At 65.1% G+C, this 23,659-nt stretch carries 21 protein-coding genes, 1 other RNA gene and 1 riboswitch; of the genes, 9 read left to right on the top strand and 13 right to left on the bottom strand.

Translation table 11 applies throughout. The features are described from left to right. Positions 1-8: 8 nt before the first annotated feature. A complete protein-coding gene (locus M3O59_RS14610) occupies positions 9-845 on the bottom strand; it encodes an XOO1806 family protein (RefSeq protein WP_181920567.1) in 837 nt (278 codons plus the stop codon). A 152-nt stretch (positions 846-997) separates the two neighbouring features. Continuing rightward, entirely contained in the window at positions 998-1,888 is an 891-nt protein-coding gene (gene hslO / locus M3O59_RS14605; RefSeq protein WP_116905977.1) for an Hsp33 family molecular chaperone HslO, read from the bottom strand. 75 nt (positions 1,889-1,963) lie between these two features. Here hslO and mtgA point away from each other — a divergent pair, with 75 nt between their 5' ends. The 3 genes from mtgA to M3O59_RS14590 are packed head-to-tail and all read left to right on the top strand — an operon-like array spanning position 1,964 to position 4,138. After that, entirely contained in the window at positions 1,964-2,701 is a 738-nt protein-coding gene (mtgA, locus tag M3O59_RS14600; protein WP_116905978.1) for a monofunctional biosynthetic peptidoglycan transglycosylase, read from the top strand. A gap of 2 nt (positions 2,702-2,703) precedes the next feature. Then, positions 2,704-3,690, top strand: a complete 987-nt coding sequence (locus M3O59_RS14595) for a glycosyltransferase family 2 protein (RefSeq protein ID WP_147308502.1) — start codon at positions 2,704-2,706, stop codon at positions 3,688-3,690. Between the two features lie 19 nt (positions 3,691-3,709). Then, the gene (locus M3O59_RS14590; RefSeq protein WP_064633960.1) at positions 3,710-4,138 is read left to right on the top strand and encodes a CBS domain-containing protein; all 429 of its coding nucleotides are present in this window, start codon (positions 3,710-3,712) and stop codon (positions 4,136-4,138) included. A gap of 428 nt (positions 4,139-4,566) precedes the next feature. On the opposite strand, the gene M3O59_RS14585 is transcribed toward M3O59_RS14590, so the two are convergent. The 5 genes from M3O59_RS14585 to M3O59_RS14565 all read right to left on the bottom strand — a co-directional run bounded on the left by M3O59_RS14585 (position 4,567) and on the right by M3O59_RS14565 (position 10,055). Then, the gene (locus M3O59_RS14585) at positions 4,567-6,531 is read right to left on the bottom strand and encodes an AsmA family protein (RefSeq protein WP_116905989.1); all 1,965 of its coding nucleotides are present in this window, start codon (positions 6,529-6,531) and stop codon (positions 4,567-4,569) included. Between the two features lie 49 nt (positions 6,532-6,580). Next, positions 6,581-7,225: a PAQR family membrane homeostasis protein TrhA gene (gene trhA, locus M3O59_RS14580; RefSeq protein ID WP_064633963.1), complete on the bottom strand. Its 645-nt coding sequence runs from the start codon at positions 7,223-7,225 to the stop codon at positions 6,581-6,583. Then, complete coding sequence (locus M3O59_RS14575; protein ID WP_116905980.1) at positions 7,222-7,413, bottom strand: hypothetical protein; 192 nt, start codon at positions 7,411-7,413, stop codon at positions 7,222-7,224. Before M3O59_RS14575 ends, trhA begins: the two co-directional genes overlap by 4 nt. 7 nt (positions 7,414-7,420) lie before the next feature. After that, positions 7,421-9,025: a peptide chain release factor 3 gene (locus M3O59_RS14570; protein WP_116905981.1), complete on the bottom strand. Its 1,605-nt coding sequence runs from the start codon at positions 9,023-9,025 to the stop codon at positions 7,421-7,423. A gap of 130 nt (positions 9,026-9,155) precedes the next feature. After that, positions 9,156-10,055, bottom strand: coding sequence for a M23 family metallopeptidase (locus M3O59_RS14565; protein ID WP_372367282.1), 900 nt, complete (start codon positions 10,053-10,055; stop codon positions 9,156-9,158). Between the two features lie 128 nt (positions 10,056-10,183). Next, positions 10,184-10,303: riboswitch (SAM riboswitch) on the top strand. 70 nt (positions 10,304-10,373) lie between these two features. Here M3O59_RS14565 and metX point away from each other — a divergent pair. Genes metX through M3O59_RS14550 form a run of 3 tightly spaced genes read left to right on the top strand, consistent with a single transcriptional unit; the run spans position 10,374 to position 13,704 of the window. After that, entirely contained in the window at positions 10,374-11,405 is a 1,032-nt protein-coding gene (gene metX / locus M3O59_RS14560; protein WP_116905983.1) for a homoserine O-succinyltransferase MetX, read from the top strand. Then, a complete protein-coding gene (locus tag M3O59_RS14555) occupies positions 11,402-12,619 on the top strand; it encodes an O-succinylhomoserine (thiol)-lyase (RefSeq protein WP_116905984.1) in 1,218 nt (405 codons plus the stop codon). The genes metX and M3O59_RS14555 overlap by 4 nt, the downstream gene beginning before the upstream one ends. Then, positions 12,616-13,704, top strand: a complete 1,089-nt coding sequence (locus tag M3O59_RS14550; RefSeq protein WP_181920568.1) for a homoserine dehydrogenase family protein — start codon at positions 12,616-12,618, stop codon at positions 13,702-13,704. The genes M3O59_RS14555 and M3O59_RS14550 overlap by 4 nt, the downstream gene beginning before the upstream one ends. Positions 13,705-13,799: 95 nt before the next feature. Here M3O59_RS14550 and M3O59_RS14545 read toward each other — a convergent pair whose 3' ends face one another. Continuing rightward, entirely contained in the window at positions 13,800-14,795 is a 996-nt protein-coding gene (locus M3O59_RS14545) for an alpha/beta fold hydrolase (RefSeq protein ID WP_116905991.1), read from the bottom strand. 335 nt (positions 14,796-15,130) lie between these two features. Between M3O59_RS14545 and M3O59_RS14540 the strand changes: the two genes are divergently transcribed. Beyond that, a non-coding RNA gene (locus M3O59_RS14540) (sX9 sRNA) lies at positions 15,131-15,204 on the top strand. A gap of 2 nt (positions 15,205-15,206) precedes the next feature. On the opposite strand, the gene M3O59_RS14535 is transcribed toward M3O59_RS14540, so the two are convergent. Further along, entirely contained in the window at positions 15,207-16,589 is a 1,383-nt protein-coding gene (locus M3O59_RS14535; RefSeq protein ID WP_116905985.1) for an L-serine ammonia-lyase, read from the bottom strand. A gap of 87 nt (positions 16,590-16,676) precedes the next feature. On the opposite strand from M3O59_RS14535, the gene M3O59_RS14530 reads away from it, so the two are divergent. Further along, a complete protein-coding gene (locus tag M3O59_RS14530) occupies positions 16,677-16,910 on the top strand; it encodes a glutaredoxin family protein (RefSeq protein ID WP_064633981.1) in 234 nt (77 codons plus the stop codon). 49 nt (positions 16,911-16,959) lie between these two features. On the opposite strand, the gene M3O59_RS14525 is transcribed toward M3O59_RS14530, so the two are convergent. The 4 genes from M3O59_RS14525 to M3O59_RS14510 form a co-directional block, all read right to left on the bottom strand. Continuing rightward, complete coding sequence (locus tag M3O59_RS14525) at positions 16,960-17,520, bottom strand: excalibur calcium-binding domain-containing protein (RefSeq protein ID WP_249047008.1); 561 nt, start codon at positions 17,518-17,520, stop codon at positions 16,960-16,962. Between the two features lie 150 nt (positions 17,521-17,670). Beyond that, positions 17,671-18,240, bottom strand: coding sequence for a YceI family protein (locus M3O59_RS14520; RefSeq protein ID WP_064633986.1), 570 nt, complete (start codon positions 18,238-18,240; stop codon positions 17,671-17,673). Between the two features lie 9 nt (positions 18,241-18,249). Beyond that, positions 18,250-18,813 carry a cytochrome b gene (locus M3O59_RS14515; protein ID WP_064633988.1) on the bottom strand — a complete coding sequence of 188 codons (564 nt, stop codon included), beginning with the start codon at positions 18,811-18,813 and terminating at the stop codon, positions 18,250-18,252. Continuing rightward, positions 18,810-19,481 (bottom strand): YceI family protein, encoded by a 672-nt coding sequence (locus M3O59_RS14510; RefSeq protein ID WP_249045178.1) that lies wholly within the window; start codon positions 19,479-19,481, stop codon positions 18,810-18,812. Before M3O59_RS14510 ends, M3O59_RS14515 begins: the two co-directional genes overlap by 4 nt. 96 nt (positions 19,482-19,577) lie before the next feature. Here M3O59_RS14510 and M3O59_RS14505 point away from each other — a divergent pair, with 96 nt between their 5' ends. Next, positions 19,578-23,153 (top strand): hybrid sensor histidine kinase/response regulator, encoded by a 3,576-nt coding sequence (locus tag M3O59_RS14505; protein WP_116906904.1) that lies wholly within the window; start codon positions 19,578-19,580, stop codon positions 23,151-23,153. Positions 23,154-23,659: the final 506 nt, after the last annotated feature.

Genomic DNA, 23,659 nt, shown 5'->3' with positions numbered 1-23,659 from the left:
TCAGTGGCTTACAGGTCTTGCTCATACCTGACATAAGGAATTGTCCCGTCGCTGTTGCTCTCGTTACTGGGAGCAAACGGGTTCTTGCCGCGGGAGATGACGTTTTCGGCGCCGACGGTCAACTGGCCGCTCCACGGGGTGCGCCAGGTCAGGCCCAGACCCAGACCTTCCCATTTTTCCGGCTGGCCGGGGACATCGACGACACGGCCGATCACGTTCGCGCTGAAGGCGCCGTAGCCACCACCGACGCTCAAGGTCTTGCTGTCCCACTGGTCGGCAATCGCCGGGGAGACGTCGGCCAACGGGACCAGGCGGGCGCGGGCGTAGGTGCCGCCGATCGAAACAAAGCCTTCGCGGCCGATGTTCTTCTGGCCAAAGACGGTCAGATCGTTTTGCTCGACGCGGGTCAGTGGTGCCTTGCCGGCGCCGATCAGCCAGGCGGGCAGGGTGTCGCGACCGGTACCGGCCGTCACGCCAACGCGGCCACCGGCACGGCTGAAGCCCAAGGTGCCGGAGACGCGAAGCGATGCTGCAGCGCTGTCGTCTTCGTCATCGCCAATACCGGCAAGCAGGCAGTGGCTGGCCAGCCCGCTGATGTTGGTGCCGCGGCTGCTGTTGCAGAGCAGGCCCAGCGAGTCGCCGGAGGTCAAGCCGAATGCTGCGTCCAGCGAGTTACGCCCGAAATGCCAGCGTGCGCCGGCCTTCTGCTCACCGGTGGGCTCCAGGTACAGGAAGGCTTCCACCTTGCCGCTGCCCTTGTTCCACACCGGCAACACGGTGCCTTCGCGCACCTGCTGCGGTGCCGACTGCGCGTGCACACCGGTGGCTGCCGCGAGGGCAATCATCAAAGCTAGCGGACGGCGCAGGAGGTGTCGCATACCAGAGGTCAGACCCAGGAGCAGTTGTTAAGTTCCCGAGAGCGGGCAAGGAGGATGCTAGGGTGTTTATGATTATTTAACAAGTAGTCACGTTCCCCAGAACGCATCCGCAATGCTATCTATTGCAACCTTTCCGGCGCCTGCTGCGAGGGCTGGGCCGTACTGAAAAGTACGGCTAACTCGGTCAACGGAAAGTGATACTGGCGGCCACAGAACTCGCACCGCACTTCTACCTCGCCAGTCTCTTCGGCGGCTGCGCGCGCTTCTTCTTCACCCAGCGATTCCAGCATCGAGGCGACCCGCTCGCGCGAACAGGAGCAACCAAAGTTCAGCGCTTTGCCGCCCAGCAGTTGCGGGTCCTCTTCGTGGAACAGGCGATGCACCAGGTCTTCGCCGGCCACCAACAACAACTCGGGAGCACCGAGGGTGTCGAACAGGGCGCCGATGCGGGTCCAGCCGTCGGTGTCGCCTTCGTCGCCAGGCAGTTTCTGCAGCAGCAGGCCGGCAGCCTGATCCGGGCCGGCGGCCAGCAACAGGCGGGTCGGCAGTTGCTCGGACTGCTGGAAATAGGTTTCGAAGGCTTCGGCCAGATCCGGGGCCTGCATGCCGACCAGGCTCTGGTAGCGCTGCGGTTCGCGCGGGTCCAGGCCGGGGTTTTCGATGGTGATTGCCAACAGCGCGGCGTCTCCCAGCTCGCGCAGGTCGGCGGGCGCGTCAGCACCCTCGGCCAGTTGCACGATGCCGCGCAGGGTGCCAGCGGCGGTGCATTCGGCAAACAGGGTGCGTAAGGTGTCATTGCCGCGCAGTTGCACCGACAGCCGGCCGTCGACCTTGGTGTGGCCGGTGAACAAGGCGGACGCCACTGCGGCTTCGCCCAGCAGCTGGCGCGCTGCGGGCGGGTACTCGGCCGCCCCCTGGATGTCTTGCCAGGCCTTGGTCAGGCGCACATGGACGCCGCGCACGCCGGCGGCGGGCAGCAGGAAACGGAAAAGCTGATCGTGATCGGTCATGGAGACATCGGACGTAAGGGACGCTGGTTGCCGGATAATGCGGCAGGCATCGGGATAGAAGGGCGAAGCACACTAATGGGGACGGATGTATTGGATGGCAAGCAGGTGACATCACCGCAGCGCCGGCGCTGGCTGCGCTGGATCCTGGCGGCGCCGCTGCTGTTCGTCGCAGCGAGCGTGCTGCAGGTGCTGGTGCTGCGGTTGGTCGACCCGCCGATCAGCAGCATGATGATCGGGCGCTACCTGGAGGCTTGGAGCGAAGGAGACGGGAGCTTTTCGCTGCACCAGCAGTGGCGCGATTACGACAAGATCGCCGCGAGCCTGCCGATTTCGGTGGTGGCTGCGGAGGATCAGCAGTTTCCGATGCATCACGGTTTCGACCTGCAGGCGATCGAAAAGGCGCGCGACCATAATGCCCGCGGTGGGCGCGTGCGCGGCGCCAGCACGATCAGTCAGCAGGTCGCCAAGAATGTCTTTCTATGGCAAGGCCGTAGCTGGGTGCGCAAAGGTCTGGAGGCCTGGTACACGGTGTTGATCGAATTGCTCTGGCCCAAGCAACGCATCCTTGAGGTGTATCTCAACGTGGCCGAATTCGGCGACGGGGTGTATGGCGCGCAGGCGGCTGCGCGGCAGTTCTGGGGCAAGGATGCAGCGGATTTGTCGCCGGCCGAATCGGCGCGCCTGGCGGCGGTGTTGCCATCGCCCCGGCGCTACGACGCGCGCCGCCCGGGTGCTTTCGTGCAGCGGCGTACCGCATGGATCCAGCGACAGGCGCGCCAGTTGGGCGGCCCTGCGTATCTGCAGGCGCCATGAGCGTGAGCGCCATCGATACCGCCCCACTGCCGGTTGCCGCCGAGCGCCTGACGGTGGTCATCGCGGCCTTTAACGAAGAAACCAGCATTCCCCTGCTGCATCCGCGCTTGTGTGCGGTGCTGGCGGGATTGCGCGGATTGCAGACCCACGTGTTGTATGTCGACGACGGCAGCATCGATGGCACCTGGGACGTGCTGCAGGCGCTCGCCGACGCTGACCCGCAGGTGAGCGCGGTCCGGCTGTCGCGTAATTTCGGCAAGGAAGTGGCGATTTCCGCCGGTCTGGATCATGTGTTGCCGGGGGCCGTGGTGTTGCTGGATGCCGATGGCCAGGACCCGCCGGAGCTGATTCCTGAGTTCGTTGCGCTGTGGCGTGGGGGCTACGACAACATCTTTGGCACGCGGGTATTTCGCGAGGGCGAGAGCTGGCTCAAGCGCAGTGCCGCGCACGCGTTTTACCGGGTGATCCGGCGCTTGTCGCGCACGCCGATTCCTGCCGATACCGGCGATTTCCGTTTGCTGTCGCCACGTGTGGTGCAGGCCTTGCAGCAGCTGCGCGAGCGCCACCGTTTCATGAAAGGGCTGTTCGGCTGGGTCGGGTTTCGGCAGGCGGCGCTGCCGTATCGGCGTGCGCCGCGTCTGTCGGGGCGCAGCAAGTTCACGGTGTGGCGGCTGTGGAATTTCGCGCTCGATGGCATCACCAGTTTTTCGACGGTGCCGCTGCGTGCGGCCACCTATCTGGGCCTGCTGACCGCGTTACTGGCGTTCCTGTTCGGCAGCTGGGTGGTGATCAAGGCCGCGCTGATGGGCGACCCGGTGGCGGGTTGGCCGACCATGATGTCGGTGATCCTGTTTCTGGGTGGCATCCAGCTGATCGCCTTGGGCCTGATCGGCGAATACCTGGGCCGGTTGTACGACGAGGCCAAGCAGCGCCCGCTATATCTGGTCGATACCCACCGCGGCGCGGTGGGAGTAGGCTGCGACCACTAGACCAAGCGCGGAGCGGGCCATGCAGACCGTACGACAGCTGTTGGGGACCAAGCAGGTTGAGGTATTTGCGGTTGCGGCCGATGCCGCGGTGATCGAGGCGGTTCGCCTGATGGCTGAGAAGGCCATTGGCGCGGTGCTGGTGATGGACGGGCCGCGCCTGGTCGGCATCGTCTCCGAGCGCGATTACGCGCGCAAGGTGGTGCTGCGCGATCGCGCGTCATCGACCACCAGCGTTGCCGAAATCATGAGCAGCGAGGTGGTGACGGTATCGCCATCGGACACGGTTGAGCGCTGCATGCAGTTGATGACCGACGGGCGCTTCCGGCATCTGCCGGTGGTCGAAAACGGCCGCGTGCAGGGCGTGATCTCGATCGGCGATCTGGTCAAGGCGGTGATCGAGACCCAGCAGCGCGATATCGATCAATTGCAGCGTTATATCGCCAGCTAGGGCCGTGCCGGCTAAGTTTCCTGCGTCTTGTCTTGGGCCACGCTGTTGCTCGACATAGCGTGAGGAGTGTGGCGAGCAGATTGATCAGTTTTAAAGTGTTTGATCTGCGGCCTGGTCGCAAGGGTCAGTTGAGATGGTCGGTATGCATAGCTTTCAATAAAACAGTCAGCAAACTCTCTGGTTCGGTGTTCTCGACGCTCTGAGTTTGCTGCAAGGACCCGTCGAGATGGCCGGTGTGCACGGTGCAAGCAGCGCATGCCGTGCGGTCTTCAGAGGACTGCGGTCTGATCAGCTCCCTCCGATGCGGGCCATTACTGCAGGTTTCGGGACCACTGCACCAGTCAGAGAAAGTGCATGCGGTCATAACCTCGCCACCATCGCTACAGCGTTGGACAGGTCTGCTGGTCGCCCAGAGTCGTGGAGTGCACTTACTTTGCGAATTTGCCGCCGCAATCGCTGTCCTTGCCGGGGCCCGGTTCGAAAGTTGCTAGCAGGGCGGCCGGTGGAGCGATCATGCCCAGGCCGACCGCAAGCGCGCCGCGCAGACCCAATGCCTTGAAGTCGGGACGGAAGGTCGGGTCCTTGAAGCTACCACCGATCCGCAGTGGCGAGCGCAGGCTCAGGATGCTGCGGTCTTTCGGGCGCGGGCGCAGCAGCAGGTCCAGCGTTTCGTCTTTCAGGTTGATGCTGCCTTCGCCGACGATGATGGTGTCGGTGCTGTCGAACGCCAGCGCGCGCGACTGCATCAGGCCGTCCTGCACGCCGAAGTCGCCGAAGATGCAGCGCACCGGAATCTGACGGTCCTCGGTGACCAGATACTTGAGCGACTCGGCGATATCCAGCCCGGCCAGTTCCATGATCAGGTTGCCGACATGGCCGCGGCCCATGCCGACGCCGATCGTGCCGTCAGCGGTGCCGAGCATCGCACCGATCGAGTTGCCGCGGCCACGCAGATCGAATTCGCCACCGATGGCACCCGAGGCCTGCTTGGCAAGCGCGGTATCGGGGAAGAGCTGATCCAGCCGAATGCCGCGAAGGCCCGCCTTGAGTTGTGTGGTGATCACCTCGTTGCGCGCATCCATGCGGATGGTAGAGCGGATATCGCCACCGGCAACGCCGAAGTTCAGCGGGTCCAGCTGCAGCAGGCCTTCCTTCAATGTCAGCGAGGCATCCATGTCGTCCAGCGGCCACGACGGCGCATTGATGCGCTGTGCGCGCCAGCGTACCTGCGCGTCCATCGCGCGTAGCTTCGACAAGTCGTAAGGGGTGCCGGGAAGCACGCGCGCGCTGGCTGCGAGCTGTGCCGCCTGTTTTTTCTGTTCGGCATTTGCCGACTCGTTCGCGCCGGTCTTCGGTGGTGCGCCGACGAACCCTGCCAGGTCGTCGAAGTCCAGGCGTTTGGACGCGAGATCGGCACGCAGGAACGGACGCTTGTTGCGCAGGTCCACTTCTGCAGTGCCCGACAGATCGCTGTCGCCGGCGGTGCCGGTGAACTTTTCGTAGCGCCAGAGCTGGCCGTTGCGGCGCAGATGACCGTCTAGCTTGTACGGCGGCGTCGACGGCATGGCCACGCCGGTCAGCGGATACAGATCCTGCATGTCCTGGCCGCTGAGCGCCATTTGCAGATCGAAGACCTGGAACTGGAACGGGTTGGTCAAGGTGCCGCGCACGTGCGTCCGGGTGGCGCCGGCGCTGCCGCGCAGATCGATACGGAACGGGTGCTCGCTCTGGCTCAGCTCCAGCGGTGACGCGGTATTGCCCTTGAGCGTGAACGGGTAGCCCTTCCAGCGGCCCTTGCCGTCGATGCCGATCGGCGCTGCACGTTGGTCGCTGCTCGGTGGTGCAAGGCTGTTGATCGCCACATCCACGTCCGAGCGATTGGCTGCATCGATGTACTGCAGGCGCCCGTTGTTCACCAGCAGGCGGCCAAGGCGCGGCATCGTGCCATCGCCATCGTCCTGATCGAATACCCAGTTGCCGGGATGGGTGTCGTCGCCGGCTTCCAGCAAGACGGTTGGGTGATCCAGACGGATTTCCGGCAGACGCACTTTGCCGCGCAAGAGCGGCCATAACTCGACATCGATTTCGGCCGAATTGAGCTCGGCCATCGGCCCGCGCTTGGACCACGCTGCGTTGGCCAGACGCAGCCGATTGCCGCGCACGGTGGTCGTGCGGCCCAGCTTGACATCCAGATAGCCGAGATGGAATTCGCGACCGGTCTTGGCGCTGACCACGCGCTCGACCGGACCGCGCAGCCAGTTCCACTGGAACAGCAGCACGAAGATCACCACGGCGGCGGCGGCGATGGCAAGCGCGACCAGCCAGCGTCGACGACGTGGCGCGCGGGAAGGTGGTACAGCTGAGGTGTCGGTCACATTGTTCACGCGAGCCATGGTTGGCGATGCCTCGTGCACGGCGCGCGAACGCGGCAAAGGTCACAGATCACACTACCTGTGCGATCACCGCAACGAAGTGGCAAGCGCTACCGGCAAGCACGAACAGATGCCAGATCGCGTGGAAGTAGCGCTGGGTGTCGCGTTGATAGAAATACGTGCCCAAGGTGTAGAAGAGCCCGCCGGCCAGCAGCCAGCACAGCGACCAGGTGTCGACCGAGCGCAGCAACGGCTGGATCGCCACGATGATCAGCCAGCCCATCGCCAGATATAGGATGGTCGATAGCAAGCGAAAGCGGCCGGTGAAAAACAGTTTGAAGATCACCCCGGCGGCGGCGATCGTCCAGATGGCGGCGAACAATCCCCAGCCCCAGGGGCCGCGCAGATTGATCAGCGTAAACGGTGTGTAGGTGCCGGCGATCAACAAATAGATCGCGCAATGATCGAGCACCTGCAGGCGCGCCTTGGCGCCCGGGTGCGGGATGGCGTGGAAGAGCGTGGAGGCGACGTAGAGCAGGATCAGCGTGGCGCTGAACACGATGGAGGTGGCCAATTGCCAGCCATCGCCATAGACGGCGGCCAGCGTGATCAGCACCGAACCACCGGCCAATGCAGCAATCGCACCCAGGCCGTGGGTCACGGCACTGGCGATTTCGTCGCGCAGGTCAGTCGAGGGGGAGGCGTCTGCGTTCATGCCAAAAAGGTACCGCAACTGTGCGCAATTCGCATCGCCAGCAGTGGCGTTCCCTTGTCGCGATTGAAGGCGGCCAGCAAAACCTTGCAGGTGGTCATCAGGTAAAGGTGGATGGCGCGGCGGCGCGGCGCAGCTGTCATGGCGAACACCGGCCGCGCGCAGCAGGCGGTTGCGCGCAGGTGCTGCAAGCTGGCCTCAATCGATCGCCTTGGCATGCGCATGTTCGCGGGTAGCGGAAAAGCGCACGTCCGGCGCGCGCTCCTGCGCCAGTTGCAGGTTGACGCGCGTCGGTGCGAGATAGACCAGTTGGCCGGCCGCATCGATGCCCAGATTGCCGGCGTTTTTCTCGCGAAATTCCTCCAGCTTCTTGGGGTTGTCGCAATGCACCCAGCGCGCGGTGGTGACGCTGACCGGCTCGAAGATCGCATCCACCCCGTATTCGTCCTTGAGCCGGTAGGCGACCACGTCGAACTGCAGCACGCCGACCGCACCCAGGATCAGGTCGTTGCTCATCAACGGGCGGAAAAACTGCGTGGCGCCTTCTTCGGACAGCTGCGCCAGGCCTTTCTGCAGCTGCTTGAGCTTGAGCGGGTCGCGCAGGCGCGCGCGGCGGAACAATTCCGGCGCGAAGTTCGGGATGCCGGTGAACGACAGCGATTCGCCTTCGGTGAAGGTGTCGCCGATGGAAATGGTGCCGTGGTTGTGGATGCCGATGACATCGCCCGGCCAGGCCTCGGCGGCAATTTCGCGATCGGAGGCCATGAAGGTCAGCGCGTTGGCGAGTTTGACGTCCTTGCCGCTGCGCACATGCAGCGTCTTCATGCCGGCGGTGAATTTGCCCGAGCACACGCGCATGAATGCCACGCGGTCGCGATGCTGCGGGTCCATGTTGGCCTGGATCTTGAACACGAAGCCGCTGAGTTTGGGCTCGGTGGCCTCGACGCGGCGGCCGGTGGTGTCGCGCGCCTGCGGCGGCGGTGCGTGTTCGATGAAGAAGTCCAGCAGCGGCTGCACACCGAAGTTGTTGACGCCCGAACCGAAGAACACCGGGGTCTGCTGGCCGGCGCGATACGCCTGCAGATCGAACGCATTGCTGGCGCCTTGCACCAGTTCCAGTTCCTCGCGCAGCTCGGCCAGCATCTGCTCGCCGATCTTGGCGGCCAGGCCCGGTGCATCCAGCGACGGGAAGATGGTGGAGTCCTGGCGGGTGAAATTGCGCCCCTGTTCGTACAGATGCACTTCGCCGGTGATCAGATGCACCACGCCCTTGAGGCGCTGGCCCATGCCAATTGGCCAGGTCACCGGCGCGCACTGGATGCCGAGCACGGTTTCCACTTCGTCCAGCAGATCGATCGGGTTCTTGCCCTCGCGATCGAGCTTGTTGATGAAGGTCATGATGGGGGTGTCGCGCAGGCGGCAGACTTCCATCAGCTTGATGGTGCGTTCTTCCACGCCCTTGGCCACGTCGATGACCATCAGTGCCGAGTCCACCGCGGTGAGCACGCGGTAGGTGTCCTCGCCGAAGTCGGCGTGGCCGGGGGTGTCGAGCAGGTTGACGATCTTGCCCTCGTACGGGAACTGCATCACCGACGAGGTGACCGAGATGCCGCGCTCCTTTTCCAGCGCCATCCAGTCCGAAGTGGCGTGGCGCGCGGCCTTGCGGCCCTTCACCGAGCCGGCCATCTGGATCGCGCCGCCGAACAACAGCAGCTTTTCGGTCAACGTGGTCTTGCCGGCGTCGGGGTGGGAAATGATGGCGAAGGTGCGGCGGCGCGCGGCTTCGTTGGAGACTTCGGACATGGGCTGGGCGCGCCCGGTCGGACGCCTGCGGGAACTGAGGAAGCCGGGGATTATAGCGGCTTCGCTGCAGCACGCTTTTGGGGAATTGGGCAGGCTCCGGCGAGCGGGTTGACCGGGCAGGTGGCTAGCGTCAGGGGGCCGGCGAGGGGAACTGCAGCTCGCCCTGCGGGCCGAGCATGCGGAACGGCAGCGAGACCAGCTGCAGATCGGCATTGCGCTGGATCGCGAAATGCAGATGCGGTGCAGTGCTGAAGCCGGTATTGCCGGAGGCGCCCAGCCGCTCGCCGCTGCGCACCGCCTGGCCTGGCCGGACGGCGACGCCGTCGGGCGCCAGGTGGGCGTAGAGGGCCATGCTGCCATCGGCATGCAGGACGCGCACCAAGTTGCCGCCGCCGGCTGCGGGGTCGTTCGGGCTGTTGTCGAGGACACCGCGCTGCACCTGCATGACCACGCCGTCGCGTGCCGCCAGGACCGGCGTGCCCTGCGGCAGGGCGAAGTCCACCGCATACCAGTTGGGCGGATCGGCATGGCTGAAGTGCCCGCCGAAGCCTTGCGCCACCTGCACCGGCACGCCGTGGAACGGCAACTGATAGCGCACGGGCTGCGGCGTGGCCCGTGGGTCGCCCGGAACCACGTCGAGCGTGAGCCCGAGCCCGCCAAGGATGCGCTGGTTGCTGGCCGGATACAGCCGGGTCAGCAAGCGGCGCTCATGTGCGTCCAGCTGCAGTGTCAGCGGCAATTGCGGCACGGCGCGGTAATCCTCGCTGGGCGGCGCGCTCACGCGCAGTTGCGCAGGCCCGGCCAGCGGATTGGTGACCCAGGCAAGATACACCGGTGCCTGCCATTCCAGTTGCAGCGCAGCGCCGGGACCGGCGGCTGCCGGCGCGGGTTGCGCGGCCGGTGCCTGGGGCGAGGGGGGTGCGGCAGCGCCAGGCCAGTGCCAACGCTGCTGCGCATGTGCCGCAGATGCGCTGGCCAGCAATGAAGCCAATGCTGTGACGAGGGCGATGCGGGGCACGGGGTGGGGCACGCCATCGACTCGAGCAAAAGGGGCGCAAGTATGCGGCCCATCACAGGCTGGAGTGGTATCGGATGAAAATATATCTTTCCATCCGCATGAAGAGATTGACATCGCAAAAAGCCGGTGGCATCTTAGCCTCACCATCGAGACCGGCGGAGGGACAGGCCCTTTGATGCCGGGGCAGCCAGCGGAGCGCGCAAGCGCCCGCGTTTGGTGCCAAATCCTGCGGGGACCACGCGTCCGCCGAAAGATGGTTCGAATCGTGCCTTGTGCACGTCGAACGCGAGCTCCGCGAAGCTCGATGGCCGATCCACCCTGGATACCGCCATGAGCCTCGTGAATACAGCATCGCCGTCTACCAATGATTCCGTTTACATCCCCGCCAGCAACGACGATGGCATTACTGCCGCGCGCGGCGAACTTGTCATTGCTCTGCCGATGCGCCATGCCGGCATGCGTGAGCTGCGGCTGCGCTATGAACTGATCGGCGCGGCCAATGCGCCGGTGGTGTTCGTGGCCGGCGGTATCTCCGCGCACCGCCATCTCGCTGCCAGTGCGCTGTTTCCCGAGAAGGGCTGGGTGGATGGGCTGGTCGGCGGCGGACGCGCGCTGGACCCGGCATCGCGCCGGTTGCTGGCATTCGATTTTCTTGGTGCCGACGGCACGCTGGATGCGCCGATCGAAACTGCCGACCAGGCCGATGCCATCGCCGCGTTGCTGGACGCACTGGGCATCGCGCGGTTGCACGGCTTTGTCGGCTATTCCTACGGTGCGCTGGTTGGCCTGCAGTTCGCCATTCGCCATGCGGCCCGCGTCGGCACCCTGATTGCGGTGAGCGGTGCGCATCGCGCGCACCCGTATGCCGCGGCCTGGCGTGCATTGCAACGCCGCGCGGTGGCGCTGGGCCAGCTGCAATGCGCGGAAAATCATGGGCTGGCGCTGGCGCGTCAATTCGCCATGCTCAGCTACCGCACGCCGGAAGAATTCAGCGAACGCTTCGATGCGCCGCCGGAAGTGATCAATGGCCGCGTGCGTGTGGCGGCGGAAGACTATCTGGACGCTGCCGGTGCGCAGTACGTGGCGCGCACGCCGGTGAACGCTTACTTGCGCCTGTCCGAATCCATCGACCTGCACCGCATCGACCCGGCGCAGGTGCGCGTGCCCACCGTCGTGGTGGCGGTGGAGGGCGACCGCCTGGTGCCGCTGGCCGACCTGGTCAGCCTGGTCGAAGGCTTGGGGCCGCGCGGCAGCCTGCGCGTGTTGCGCTCGCCGTATGGCCACGACGCCTTCCTGAAAGAAATCGATCGCATCGACGCGATCCTCACTACTGCCCTTCGCAGCACCGGAGAAACCGCATGAGCTTTCGTGACCCCTCCGACGCCCCCTGTACCGCTGCCACTGCCGCCGTGCGCGCCGGTATCGATCGCGATACTGCCTACGGTGCGGTGACCCCGCCGATCGTGTTGTCGTCGAATTTTTCCTTCGATGGGTTCGGCAACAAGCGCCAGTACGACTACACCCGCAGCGGCAATCCGACCCGCGATCTGCTCGGCGAAGCGCTGGCCGAACTGGAAGGCGGCGCGGGCGGGGTGATCACCTCCACCGGCATGGGCGCGATCAATCTGGTGCTCAACGCGCTGCTGCAGCCCGGCGACACGCTGGTGGTACCGCACGATGCTTACGGCGGCAGCTGGCGCTTGTTCAATGCGTTGGCCAAGAAAGGCCACTTCGCGCTGATCACCGCCGACCTCACCGACCCGCGTTCGCTGGCCGATGCGTTGGCGCAGTCGCCCAAGCTGGTACTGATCGAAACCCCCTCCAACCCGCTGCTGCGCATCACCGATCTGCGCTTCGTCATCGAAGCTGCCAGGAAAGTGGGCGCGTTGACCGTGGTGGACAACACCTTCCTGTCGCCGGCACTGCAGAAGCCGCTGGAATTCGGCGCCGACCTGGTGCTGCATTCCACCACCAAGTACATCAACGGCCACAGCGATGTGGTGGGCGGTGCGGTGGTGGCGCGCGATGCCGAGCTGCATCAGCAACTGGTGTGGTGGGCCAATGCGCTGGGCCTGACCGGCTCGCCGTTCGATGCCTTCCTCACCCTGCGCGGTCTGCGCACGCTGGATGCGCGGCTGCGCGTGCACCAGGAAAATGCCGATGCGATCGCCGCGTTGCTGGACGGGCATGCGGCGGTGAATCAGGTGTATTTCCCCGGTCTGGCGGCGCATCCGGGCCATGCGCTGGCCGCGCGTCAGCAGAAGGGGTTTGGCGCGATGATGAGTTTCGAGCTGGAAGGCGGCGAAGCGGCGGTGCGCGCGTTTGTCGATGGCTTGCGCTATTTCACCCTGGCCGAATCCTTGGGCGGGGTGGAAAGCCTGATCGCGCATCCGGCCTCGATGACGCATGCGGCGATGACCGCCGAAGCGCGCGCGGCGGCCGGCATTTCCGATGGGCTGCTGCGGCTGTCGATCGGGATCGAATCGGCCGAAGATCTATTGATCGATCTGCGCGCCGGTCTGGCCCGCGCGCAAGCCACCCTGACCACTGCCAACCGCAAACAGGTGGACGCGTGAGCACTGTGCTGCCTGTTTCGCGCCGCGCTCCGGCCGCTGCGGTGACGCCGACGCCGCGTCTGGCCTTGCTGGGGACCGGCACCGTGGGGCGCGCCTTCGTGACGCGTTATACCGCGCTGCAGGCGCGTCAACTGCGTTTGCCGCGTTTTGATTGGTTGGCCAATTCGCGCACTGCACAGGATTGCGGCGTGAGTGCCGAGCAGGCGCTGCAACACGCCAATGCCGCGCCGCGCGGGCAGGCAGTCGTGCAGCCGTGGGCAGAAACCACCGCGCTGCGTGCCGGCGATGTGCTGGTTGATGCGACTGCCAGCGATGTGGTGGCCGATTGGCATGTGGAATGGCTGCTGCGTGGTGTGCACGTGGTCACCGCCAACAAGTTGGGCCAGGGCACGGCGCTGTCGCGTGCGCAGGCCTTGCACGCGGCGCGCCATGCAAGTGGTGCGCACTACGGAGATAGTGCGACCGTGGGCGCCGGGCTGCCGGTGTTGAGCAGCGTGCGCGCGCTGGTGGCCGGGGGCGACCATATCCATTCGATCGAGGGCGTGTTGTCTGGCTCGTTGGCGTGGCTGTTTCATCGTTACGACGGCAGCGCTGCGTTTTCCGAGTGTGTACGCGAAGCGATGGCCTGCGGGTATACCGAGCCGGATCCGCGTATCGATCTCTCTGGCGAGGATGTGCGGCGCAAATTGCTGATCCTGGCGCGCGCTGCGGGGTGGCAGCTGGAGGCCGAGCAGGTGCATGTGGAATCGCTGGTGCCGGCAGCCATTGCGCACGTGCCGCTGGCTGATGTGAACGCGCAGTTGGGCGCACTGGATGCGGTGGTGGGCGCGCGCTGGCAGCAGGCGCGCGCCGCAGGGCGTTGCCTGCGCTTCGTGGGTCGCGTGGATGCACATGGGGCGAGCGTGGGCTTGCGCGAGTTGGCGCTGGAACATCCGTTGGCTGGCGGCGCCGGTACCGACAACCGGGTGGCGATCAGCAGCGACCGGTACCGAGAGCAGCCGTTGTTGATCCAGGGCCCGGGCGCGGGTGCAGAAGTGACTGCCGCGGCGCTGCTGGATGATGTGTTGCGGATCGTGGCTGGGTGATGGGCTCGACGTGGAACTGGACCACGGCCCGGAAGCGACGTTGATGTGGCAGAGCGGTAAGACATGCGCCGTCCTCCCGCCCTGCCTTGCGGCAATTACTTCGCGATCGCCTTCAACAGGGCCGCATTGAAACGCGTTGGGTCCTGCACCTGCGGCGAATGTCCAAGGTCGGCGAATTCGACCAGCGTTGCCTGCGGAATCGCCGCAGCTGCGCGCTTGCCCAGCTTGGTGTAATCGCCGACGCGTGCCTTGACCTGCGGCGGGGCGGTGTCCTTGCCGATCGCGGTGCGGTCCTTGAGGCCGATGAACAGCGTGGTCGGCACCGTGAGCTTGGGCAGTTCGTACACCACCGGTTGATTGAACACCATGTCGTAGGTCAGGGCCTGATTCCAGGCCACGGCCTGCTTGCCGTTGCCCAGCGACATGCCCGCCTGCATGCGCGCCCAGCGTTCGAATTCCGGCTTCCATTGGCCGGCGTAGTACACGTCCATCTGATACTTCTTGATCCGCTCGAAGCTGTTTTTCAGCTCGTTGTCGTACCAGGCGTCGACGCTGCGCCACGGGATGCCTTCGGCCTTCCAGTCTTCCAGGCCGATCGGGTCGACCAGGGCAAGGTGCTCTGTGGCCTGCGGATACATCAACGCATAGCGGATCGCGAGCATGCCGCCCATCGAATGGCCGACCACGACCGCGCGCTCGATGCCGAGTTTTTTCAGCAGCGCATGCGTGTTGTCGGCCAATTGCGCGAAGGAGAACTGATAGGCCGCCGGTTTGCTGGATTTGCAAAAGCCCAACTGGTCCGGCGCGATCACGCGGTAGCCGGCCTTGCTCAATGCCGCGATGGTGGTTTCCCATGTCGCTGCGCAAAAGTTCTTGCCATGCAGCAGCACGGCGGTGCGCCCGTTCGCCTTGCCGCTTGGAGCGACATCCAGATACGCCATTTCCAGCGGTTGCTGTTGCGAAGTGAAGGCGTCGATCTTGACCGGGTAGGGGTAGTCGAAGCCTTCCAGACGCGGGCCATAGCTGCTTTCTTGCGCCATCAATGGGGCGCAAGCCATGGCAAGGGCGAGGGTGCAAGCGAGCTGTCGCATCGCGATCTCCAATCGGAATCCAGCTCGCAACGTACACGGGTGGATGTCGTGGGGACGTACAGCCTTGGGTGAAGGCGCGCGAGCGGACGCGGTAGATGATGGGCTGCGTGGGTCGAGTGCGCGGGCGCGCGATCAGGCGTTAACGGCCAGGCTCCACGCGCCTTGGCGCGCTTATGCAAGGTGTTCGCAGTCTGGTGCGGTGCGCCTGTGTACTGTTCGCGCGTTGCGCACGTTTTGGTGCGCTGCTCAGTTGCCTGGCGACGCTGCTCGTCTAGCGCAGCTAACAAAACTCCTACGCAGCCGTCAGGCGGGCGCGGCCGGTGCCTGGAATCGGCATGTGCCGTTCGTACACTCCGGTTCCTCCGCGCCGTGCGTGCCCACCTGACGACTGCTCGCTACGTTTTTAGCCGCTCAGCACTCGATGACGTTCACCGCCAGACCACCGCGGCTGGTTTCCTTGTACTTGTCCTGCATGTCGCGGCCGGTGTCGCGCATGGTCTTGATGACCTTGTCCAGCGAGACCTTGTGCTTGCCGTCGCCGCGCATGGCCATGCGGCTGGCGTTGATCGCTTTCACCGCGCCCATTGCATTACGTTCGATGCACGGGATCTGCACCAGCCCGCCAATCGGGTCGCAGGTCAGGCCCAGGTTGTGTTCCATGCCGATTTCGGCCGCGTTTTCGATCTGCCCCGGGTTGCCGCCGAGTGCGGCAACCAGGCCGCCTGCGGCCATCGAACAGGCCACGCCCACTTCGCCCTGGCAACCGACTTCGGCACCGGAAATGGAGGCGTTTTCCTTGTAGAGGATGCCGATGGCGGCGGCGGTGAGCAGGAAGTCGAAGATGCGCTGCTCGGATGCCCCGGCGCAGAAGCGGTCGAAGTAATGCAGTACCGCCGGGATGATGCCGGCGGCACCGTTGGTGGGCGCGGTGACCACGCGGCCGCCGGCTGCATTTTCTTCGTTGACTGCCAGTGCGTACAGGTTGACCCAATCCAGCGTGGTCAGCGGGTCGCGCATCGCCGCTTCCGGCTTGGATGAGAGTTCGCGGTACAGCGCCGGTGCGCGTCGCGAGACGTTCAGGCCACCGGGCAGCGTGCCTTCCTGGCGGATGCCGCGCTCCACGCAGGACTGCATCGCATTCCACAGCTCGCGCAGGCCCGCACGAATCTCGTCTTCGCTGCGCCAGCTTTTTTCGTTTTCGAACATCAGCGCGGCGATGCTCAGACCGCTGCGTGCGCACTGCGCCAGCAATTCGTCGCCACTGAGAAACGGGTAGGGCAGCGGCGTCTCGTCGGCCACGATGCGGTCGTCGGCAGCGTCATCCTGGTTGACCACGAAGCCGCCGCCGACCGAGTAATAGTCGCGTGTGGCGATCACGCCTTCCTCCGCGTCGTATGCGGTGAAGCGCATGCCATTGGTGTGGTAAGGCAGCTTCTGGCGCTTGTTCATCGGCAGGTCGCGCTTTTCGTCGAAACCGATGGTGTGCTGGCCCATCAAACTGATGCGCTTGCTGGTGCGGATGCGTTCCAGCGTGGCGGGGATGATGTCCGGGTCGATCAGGTTCGGGCGATGGCCTTCCAGCCCCAGCAGCACCGCCTTGTCGGTGCCGTGGCCGCGGCCGGTGAGGGCAAGCGAGCCGAACACCTCGGCGCGGATGCGCACCACATCCTGCAGGCGCCCGGCATCGAGCAGCCAACGATGCACGAAGCGCTCGGCGGCGCGCATCGGCCCCACGGTGTGGGAAGAACTCGGACCGATGCCGATCTTGAACAGGTCGAACGTGCTGACAGCCATGCGTGCCGGAGAGGTAAGCGTAAAGGCGGCTATTCTAGTCGTTCGGCGATTGCGGCACGGCTGCAGCGCAGCATGAGAGCTGAGCGGATGTCCCTGACCTTGTACCAGCGCGACGATTGCCACCTGTGCGACCAGGCCGTGGAAGTGCTGGCGCAGGTACGTGCCGGCGAGTTCAGCAGCGTGTTTATCGACAACGACACAGCGCTCGAGTCCGCTTATGGCGAGCGTGTGCCGGTGTTGCGCGATGCCCGTGGACGCGAGCTGGATTGGCCGTTCGATGGCACCGGTCTGCGTGCGTGGCTGGATGCCGGTACGCGTTGATGTGGCGCGTACGGACCTGGTTTGCGTCTGGCGTTCCTGGCGTCGCTGTTCAACGGCACCACTGGTCCTCGCAGGGCACGCCATCGTTGTCGCCGTCCATTGCGGTGTTTGGGCAATGCTGCAGTACGTAAGTCGCTTCGGCGCAGGAACTCATCTGTGTGCAACGCGTGCGCCCGCCGCAACTGTAGTGCGCGGGTGCAGATGCAGGAGCGGCTGCTACGGGCCGCACCGGGACCGACGTTTGCTCTAGTGACGCCGCCGGCTTGAACGCAGCGATCAAGTGATCGCGCTGCTGATAGGCAAACGCGCCGCCAACGAGTACGAGCATCATCCGCAAGACGTTGCCAAGGCCGATCTTTCCCTTTGCCGGCACCGTGCGCGTCGTGCGTCGCACGGGGGCGTTATGCTTGGGCACAGGGGTACCGGCACGTATGACGCGCACCGCGCGCAGGCGACCATCCGGGCCAGGCTCGGTTTCGAACGAGATCACCTCGCCGATGCGCGGGGACTCGAAGCCGCGCGGAAACGCGGAAATATGCACGAACACGTCATCGCCGGGCTGCGCCGGAGTGATGAAGCCGAAACCGCGGTCGCTATTCCAGCGGGTCAACGTTCCGTGTGTACGCATCGTTGGTGTCCTTGAAGTGGCCACCGAGTCTAGCTGTCGCGCGGTGTTATGTGACAGGCGGGCATAAAAAAGCGGCGGACCCGACGAGGATGTCCGCCGCCCAGTGGCTGCGTCCGGTTGCGGCCTGTGGCGTTACTTCGCCTTCAACACGACCTTGGTGCTGATCGCAGTTTCGTTGGGAATGGTCTTGGTGTCGGCCCAGTCGCCGCCGCCCACGCCGAAATCCAGCCGCTTGACCACGGCCTTGCCGGCCAGCACCGGCTGTGCGCCCGGGGTCCAGGTGAAGGTCAGCGTGACCGGCTTGCTGACGCCACGCAGTTCCAGGGTGCCGTCGGCGGCGTACTGGTTACCGCCCAGGGCGCGGAACCTGTCGGCGCGGTAGCGCGCGGTGGCGAACTTGGCGACGTTGAAGAAGTCCGGGCCCTGCAGGGTGGAATCGCGGTCGTTGTTGCCGCTGATCGCACTGGCCAGCGGAATGCGCACGTCGAGCTTGGCGCCTGCCAGGTTGGCCGGATCGAAACTCAGCGTGGTGTCGAAGCCGGGGAACTTGCCGGTGAACACTTCGCCGTCGTACTTGCTGGCGAACACCAACGACGAGCCCGGCGCCTGCACGTACTCGACGGCGGACACCGGCGCAGCGGCGAAGGTGGCAACCAGCGAGGCGGCGACCAGCAACGGAGAGGCAAACAACTTGGACGACATGGGAATTCCTCAGGATTTGGGGGAGAGCCAACCGCGCGGCAACATCCGCGCCAAGGTGGCGTCACGCTGGAACAGATGGTGGTACAGCGCAGCGCCGGCGTGCGCCAGCACCACAGCAATCAACAGCCAGAAACCCCATTCGTGGATAACGTGCGCGGTGGCGCGCAGTTGTTCGTCCGGCGGGCTGAGCTTGGGCACATTGAACAGGCCGAACCAGCGGAACGGGCGCAGGCCGCTGGTGGAGTCGTACAACCAGCCCGACAGCGGCATGGCGAAGATCATGGCGTACAGCAGCCAATGGGTGAGCCCGGCGATGCGCTCCTGCCAGCGCGGCGTGCCGGCGACCGGCGGCGGTGCGCCGGCGTAGATGCGCCAGCCCAGCCGCATGATCACCAAAGCCAGCACCGTCAGCCCGACCGACTTGTGCGCGGTGTAGATCCAGAAATATTTCGGCGTCTTGGGCAGCTCGCCCATGGTCAGGCCGACGATGCCCAGCACCAGAATCAACAGCGCGATCAACCAATGCAGGGTCTGGCTCACACCGCCCCAGCGTTCGACGTTCTTCGGGCTCATGTTTCAGCGTCCGGGCGGGTGGGGGCGTCAGGGGGGGCGGGCGCGGCCGGAGCGGCTGGCGTATCGGGCGTCTGGTCATCGGCGCGGCCTTCGCGCACGGCTTCGGCTTCGATGCGCAGTTCCACGCTGTCGCCGATCATCGATTTCCAGGCATCGATCCCGAATTCCGCACGGCTCAGCGTGGCCGTGGCCGAAAACCCGGCGGTGCGGCGAAACGGTGGCAGCGGATGGCGTTTGAGCGCGTTGAGGGTGACCTCCAGGGTGACCGGGCGGGTGACGCCATGCAGGGTCAGATTGCCGGTGACCTTTGCCTGGTTCTTGCCGCTGGGTTCCACGCGCGTGGAGACGAAATGCGCGTCAGGAAAGCGCTCGGCATCGAGTAGGTTGCGTGCCAGGGTGGCCTCGTTCCACTTGGCATCGCCCAGGTCGGCGCGGTGCAGCGGCACGGTGACATCCAGCCGGGCGGCGGCCCAGTCGTCGGGGTCGAACACCAGCGTGCCGCTACTGCCGGAAACGGTGCCCAATGCCTTGGAAAAGCCGGCATGTTCCACCGCAAACAGCACGCGCGTGTGCACCGGATCCAGCGCGTAACGCACCGGCGCAGCGGTGGCAGCGAGGCTGGCCAGGACAAGCGCGGGGGACACCAGCAGGCGGGCGAGGATTGTCATGGGCGGATTCTAGACACATCCCGCCAACGCGCGCTTGGCTTGCGCTCGCAACGATCCGTTGCGAGCATGCCGGCTGGACGTGGAAGGGATTCCCACATGCGTGGACTCATCGTGGTGCTGGTCTTGTTGTTGGCGATTTGCCCGTGTGCGGCAAAGATTCCGGAAGTGCCGCGTTTTCGGATCGTGGGCCCCAGCGAAGGATTGCCATCGACAATGGTGGTTGCCATCAGCCAGGACCGGGCCGGTTACCTGTGGCTTGCAACACTCGACGGTCTGGTGCGTTACGACGGCGCAGGATTCAGGACCTGGCGTCACGATCCGGCCGACCCTGCCTCCTTATCTTGCAACGCCGTGCAGGCGCTGCATATCGATGCGTTGGACCGGGTCTGGGTGGGATGCGGCAAGACGCTGAGTGTCCTGGATGCCGGCCGCAGCGGCTTTCGTCATTATCGGGATGCCGACTACCCGTTGATGAAGGACGGTGAGATCTACAGCATCGCCGCATTCGACGGCGATATCTGGGCCGGCACGACGACCGGTGCCCTCGTGCGCATCAATGCAGGCGGAAAGATGTCGGCCGTGAATCTGGGCGAGCTCGAAGGCGCGCTGGATCAGGCCATGGTCATGAATCTGGCGGCGGACAACCAGCACCGCTTGTGGATCGGTACCAGCAGCGGCCTGGCCTATTACGACGGCAAGCACCTGCGTCGCAAATACATACCCGACGAACCGAGCCGGCAGTCGGCCATCTTCGGTTTGCAGTGGACCGGCGACCGTTTGTGGCTGGGGAGCGACTCCGGGCTGCATGTGCTGCGGGCCGACGGTCACTGGCAGCCGCTTGCGTGGTCAACGATGTTTGGTCCCGGTAATGAGCTCTGGGGTGCAGTCGCTGCGCCGGATGGCGAATTCTGGCTGGCTAGCGGGCGTGGTCTGTGGCGCACGCGTGGCGAGCGTCCGCCGGTGCCCGTCCTTAGTGGCCAGGAACCGCTGTCGCGTCGCAACGTGGTCGGCTTGATGGCGGCGGCCGATGGGGGGCTGTGGGTGCCCATGCATGGCACCGGCCTGGGGTATTTGCCGGCAGACTGGAAACGCAGTGCCGTGCTCAAGCCCCCCGTGCCAATGGGCGATGCGATTTATTGCAACCTGGCGGCCGCCGCGCGCTCCGGTGGCTTGTGGCAGGTGGATGCGCAGGGACGTCTGCTACGCGTGGATCCGAGCACCGGCGATTCGTTTCAGACAGGTCTGCAGTCGCGGCATCTCAAGGGGATGGAGTTGGTGTCGGCGCTGGAAGATCGCCTGCAACGCGTGTGGCTGGGGAATTTGAGTTTTGGCCTTTCGCGGATGGATCTGCGCACCGGTGAGTTCATTCATTGGCCCTTCGATGGGCCCGACCCCGCATCGGGGTTGTCGCCGGCGGACTGGATCACCGAGCATGGCGACACTGTGTGGATGACCTTCCTCGACATGGTGCAGCAGCGCGATTTGCGTACTGGCAAGGTCCTGCAGCGCATTACTCAACAAGACCTGCATGGCTTGCGTGCGATCGGCGTCCAACAGCTGGAACAGGGCCCCGACGGACGCGTGTGGGTCGCGGGCGAAGGCGGCATGTTTGCGTGGGACGACACGTCGCGCCGCTTCGTGCCGGTGGCAGGGCTCGAAGGAACGCCGATCCAGGCATTTGCCAGCCAGTCGGCAGAGACGGTCTGGGTGTACCGGGCCTCTGGCGCAGAACAGTGGCAGAAGGTCGCGGCCCGCTGGAAGCGGGTTCGTCAGGTGGGAGAGGCCGACGGGCTGGCCGGCTTCGACGCCTCTGCCATGCAGATCGACCCGCGTGGCAGGGTTTGGATTTCCAGTCTGCGCGGGCTGTGGCGGATCGACCCTTCGGTGCATCCGGCACGCGTACGCAACATCGGCACGCGCGATGGCCTGACCAGTCAGGAGTTCATCCAGCACTGCCTGTTGATGTCGGGCGATATCTTGATTGGCGCGACCAGCGATGGCTCTACCGTGCTGCTGGATACTGCAATGCCGGACGTCGCACCATTCGTCCCGGCACTGCAGTTGGAACATGTCAGCGTGCTGCGCAATGGCGCACGCATCGCTTTGCCAATGGATCGCCCGTTTGAGTTGGGCCCGGAGGACCGTCAGCTGCAGGTCGTCAGCCGCTTGTTGTCTTACAGCGACCCTCTCTCCAATCGCTATCGCAGCTTCCTGAAAGGCTTCGACACGGACTGGCAGACCGCAGGCAGTACGGGTGTCCGCGAATTCGCCATTCTGCCTGCGGGCAATTATGAGCTCTCGCTGCAGGGCATCGATCCGCTGGGCAATCGCTCGCAGGTCCGCTCGCTACAGTTTTCGGTCAGACCGCCCTGGTGGCGCAGCGACATCGGTATTGCGTTGATCTGTCTCTCGGGCTTGCTGTTGAGTGCCTTGCTGGCCGCCGCCTATCGCCGCCGTCTCCGCATGCGTGCGCAATGGCAACTGGCGCAGCACAAGCGCGAGTTGGCCGAACAGGCATCGCTGGCCAAGACGCGCTTCCTGGCGACGTTGGGCCATGAGGTGCGCACGCCGATGACAGGCGTGCTCGGCATGAGCGAGTTGCTGCTGCAGACCCCGCTGGATGGCCGGCAGCAAGAGTATGCGAGTGCGATCCAGCTGGCGGGGAAGCACTTGCTGCGTCTGGTCAACGACGCGCTGGATCTGGCCCGGATAGAAGCCGGTAAACTGCCGTTGGACTATCGCGATTTCGATCTGCGCCAGCTGATCGGGCACGTGGCCGAACTGGTGCGCCCGAGCGCCGCGCAGAAGCAGCTGGCGTTCGAGTGCCAATTGGACGATGCCTTGCCGCCGGCATTGCATGGCGATGCGGGGCGCGTGCAACAGATTTTGCTCAATCTGCTGTTCAATGCGGTCAAGTTCACCGAGCGCGGTGGCGTGTCCCTGCGCGTTGCGGCGCTGCCGCAGCACACGCAGCAGGGCGTCCGTGTGGAAGTGCGCGACACCGGGCCCGGCATGAGCCCGGAGCAGCATGGACGCCTGTTTCAGCGCTTCGAGCAGGCCGAAGGCGCACTGACCTTGGCGCGCCACGGCGGCAGTGGCCTGGGGTTGGCGATCTGCCGGGAGCTTGCGGCGGCGATGGGCGGGGCAGTGACGGTCAGCAGCGAGTTGGGGCAGGGCGCCTGTTTCGTGGTCGAGCTGCCGCTGCGCTGGGTAGCCAAGTTACCCGCAGCGACGCAGCTGCCAGTGCGCACAGACGCGCAGCACCAGCAGGCGCCGCTGCAGCTGCTCCTGGTCGAAGACGACCCGACCGTGGCGCAGGTGATCGTTGGCTTGCTGCAGACGCGTGGGCATCACGTCACCCATGTATTGCATGGTCTTGCAGCGCTGGCCGAGGTGAGTACGCGCCGTTTCGATGCAGGTCTGTGCGATCTGGATCTGCCCGGTCTGGATGGCGTGGCACTGGTGGCGCAGTTACGCGCGCGCGGCGTGCGCTTCCCGATTGTGGCAGTGACCGCACGTGCCGATGCCGATGCCGAACCGCAGGCGATGGCTGCGGGTTGCAATGGATTTCTGCGCAAGCCGGTCACTGGCGACTTGCTCGCGCAAGCCTTGGCGCGGGTGCTTGCCGATGTTGATGATGGAAAAGGCGAAAGTGATGGCGTTGACGCGTAGGTCGATGCGGTTGGTGGCACGAGGGCTCGCCAGGATCGAGTCGCTGACGCTTTTTCTGCTCAGCTGGGCAGCTCTTAAAATCGACGCAGCGGCCACTGCAGGCAGTGTCGGGCACGTCAAGCACATGCGGCATCTTCCAGGCAAGACAATGGTTGCCCGGAAGAGTGGCGGCGCTGGATCGAGATCTGGATTTCCCCGGGCTGGATGGCTTGCACCGGCATTGCCACTGCGCCAGCACGGCCATCGCTTTACCTCGCTCGCAGTCACTGCACGCGCAGACAGCGCCGCTGAAACCCCGGCGCAGGCCGCAGCCTTCCATGGATTCCCGCGCAAGGGCGGTCACCGCCGATTTTCTGCTGGAAGCGATCGCGGCTGCACGCGACGCGGCAAGATCGTGCGCGGCACGATCCGAGGGCGCTGCATCGGAGATATCCAAATGAGGGAATGCATGCTTGCTCATGCACGATGTGGCCCGCACTATGCGGCTATCTGCAGTGAAATTTTTA

The organism is Xanthomonas nasturtii (assembly GCF_023337365.3).
Lineage (GTDB): Bacteria > Pseudomonadota > Gammaproteobacteria > Xanthomonadales > Xanthomonadaceae > Xanthomonas > Xanthomonas nasturtii.
Note: the sequence above shows the minus strand (reverse complement) of the source record. Positions and strands in the feature narration are given on the sequence as shown.

Bases quoted from the DNA above. Each gene is read 5' to 3' on its own strand.
- M3O59_RS14610 (WP_181920567.1), bottom strand. From the start codon at position 845: ATGATTGCCCTCGCGGCAGCCACCGGTGTGCACGCGCAGTCGGCACCG.
- hslO (WP_116905977.1), bottom strand. From the start codon at position 1,888: ATGACCGATCACGATCAGCTTTTCCGTTTCCTGCTGCCCGCCGCCGGC.
- mtgA (WP_116905978.1), top strand. From the start codon at position 1,964: ATGGGGACGGATGTATTGGATGGCAAGCAGGTGACATCACCGCAGCGC.
- M3O59_RS14590 (WP_064633960.1), top strand. From the start codon at position 3,710: ATGCAGACCGTACGACAGCTGTTGGGGACCAAGCAGGTTGAGGTATTT.
- M3O59_RS14585 (WP_116905989.1), bottom strand. From the start codon at position 6,531: ATGGCTCGCGTGAACAATGTGACCGACACCTCAGCTGTACCACCTTCC.
- trhA (WP_064633963.1), bottom strand. From the start codon at position 7,225: ATGAACGCAGACGCCTCCCCCTCGACTGACCTGCGCGACGAAATCGCC.
- M3O59_RS14570 (WP_116905981.1), bottom strand. From the start codon at position 9,025: ATGTCCGAAGTCTCCAACGAAGCCGCGCGCCGCCGCACCTTCGCCATC.
- metX (WP_116905983.1), top strand. From the start codon at position 10,374: ATGAGCCTCGTGAATACAGCATCGCCGTCTACCAATGATTCCGTTTAC.
- M3O59_RS14555 (WP_116905984.1), top strand. From the start codon at position 11,402: ATGAGCTTTCGTGACCCCTCCGACGCCCCCTGTACCGCTGCCACTGCC.
- M3O59_RS14545 (WP_116905991.1), bottom strand. From the start codon at position 14,795: ATGCGACAGCTCGCTTGCACCCTCGCCCTTGCCATGGCTTGCGCCCCA.
- M3O59_RS14535 (WP_116905985.1), bottom strand. From the start codon at position 16,589: ATGGCTGTCAGCACGTTCGACCTGTTCAAGATCGGCATCGGTCCGAGT.
- M3O59_RS14530 (WP_064633981.1), top strand. From the start codon at position 16,677: ATGTCCCTGACCTTGTACCAGCGCGACGATTGCCACCTGTGCGACCAG.
- M3O59_RS14520 (WP_064633986.1), bottom strand. From the start codon at position 18,240: ATGTCGTCCAAGTTGTTTGCCTCTCCGTTGCTGGTCGCCGCCTCGCTG.
- M3O59_RS14515 (WP_064633988.1), bottom strand. From the start codon at position 18,813: ATGAGCCCGAAGAACGTCGAACGCTGGGGCGGTGTGAGCCAGACCCTG.
- M3O59_RS14510 (WP_249045178.1), bottom strand. From the start codon at position 19,481: ATGACAATCCTCGCCCGCCTGCTGGTGTCCCCCGCGCTTGTCCTGGCC.
- M3O59_RS14505 (WP_116906904.1), top strand. From the start codon at position 19,578: ATGCGTGGACTCATCGTGGTGCTGGTCTTGTTGTTGGCGATTTGCCCG.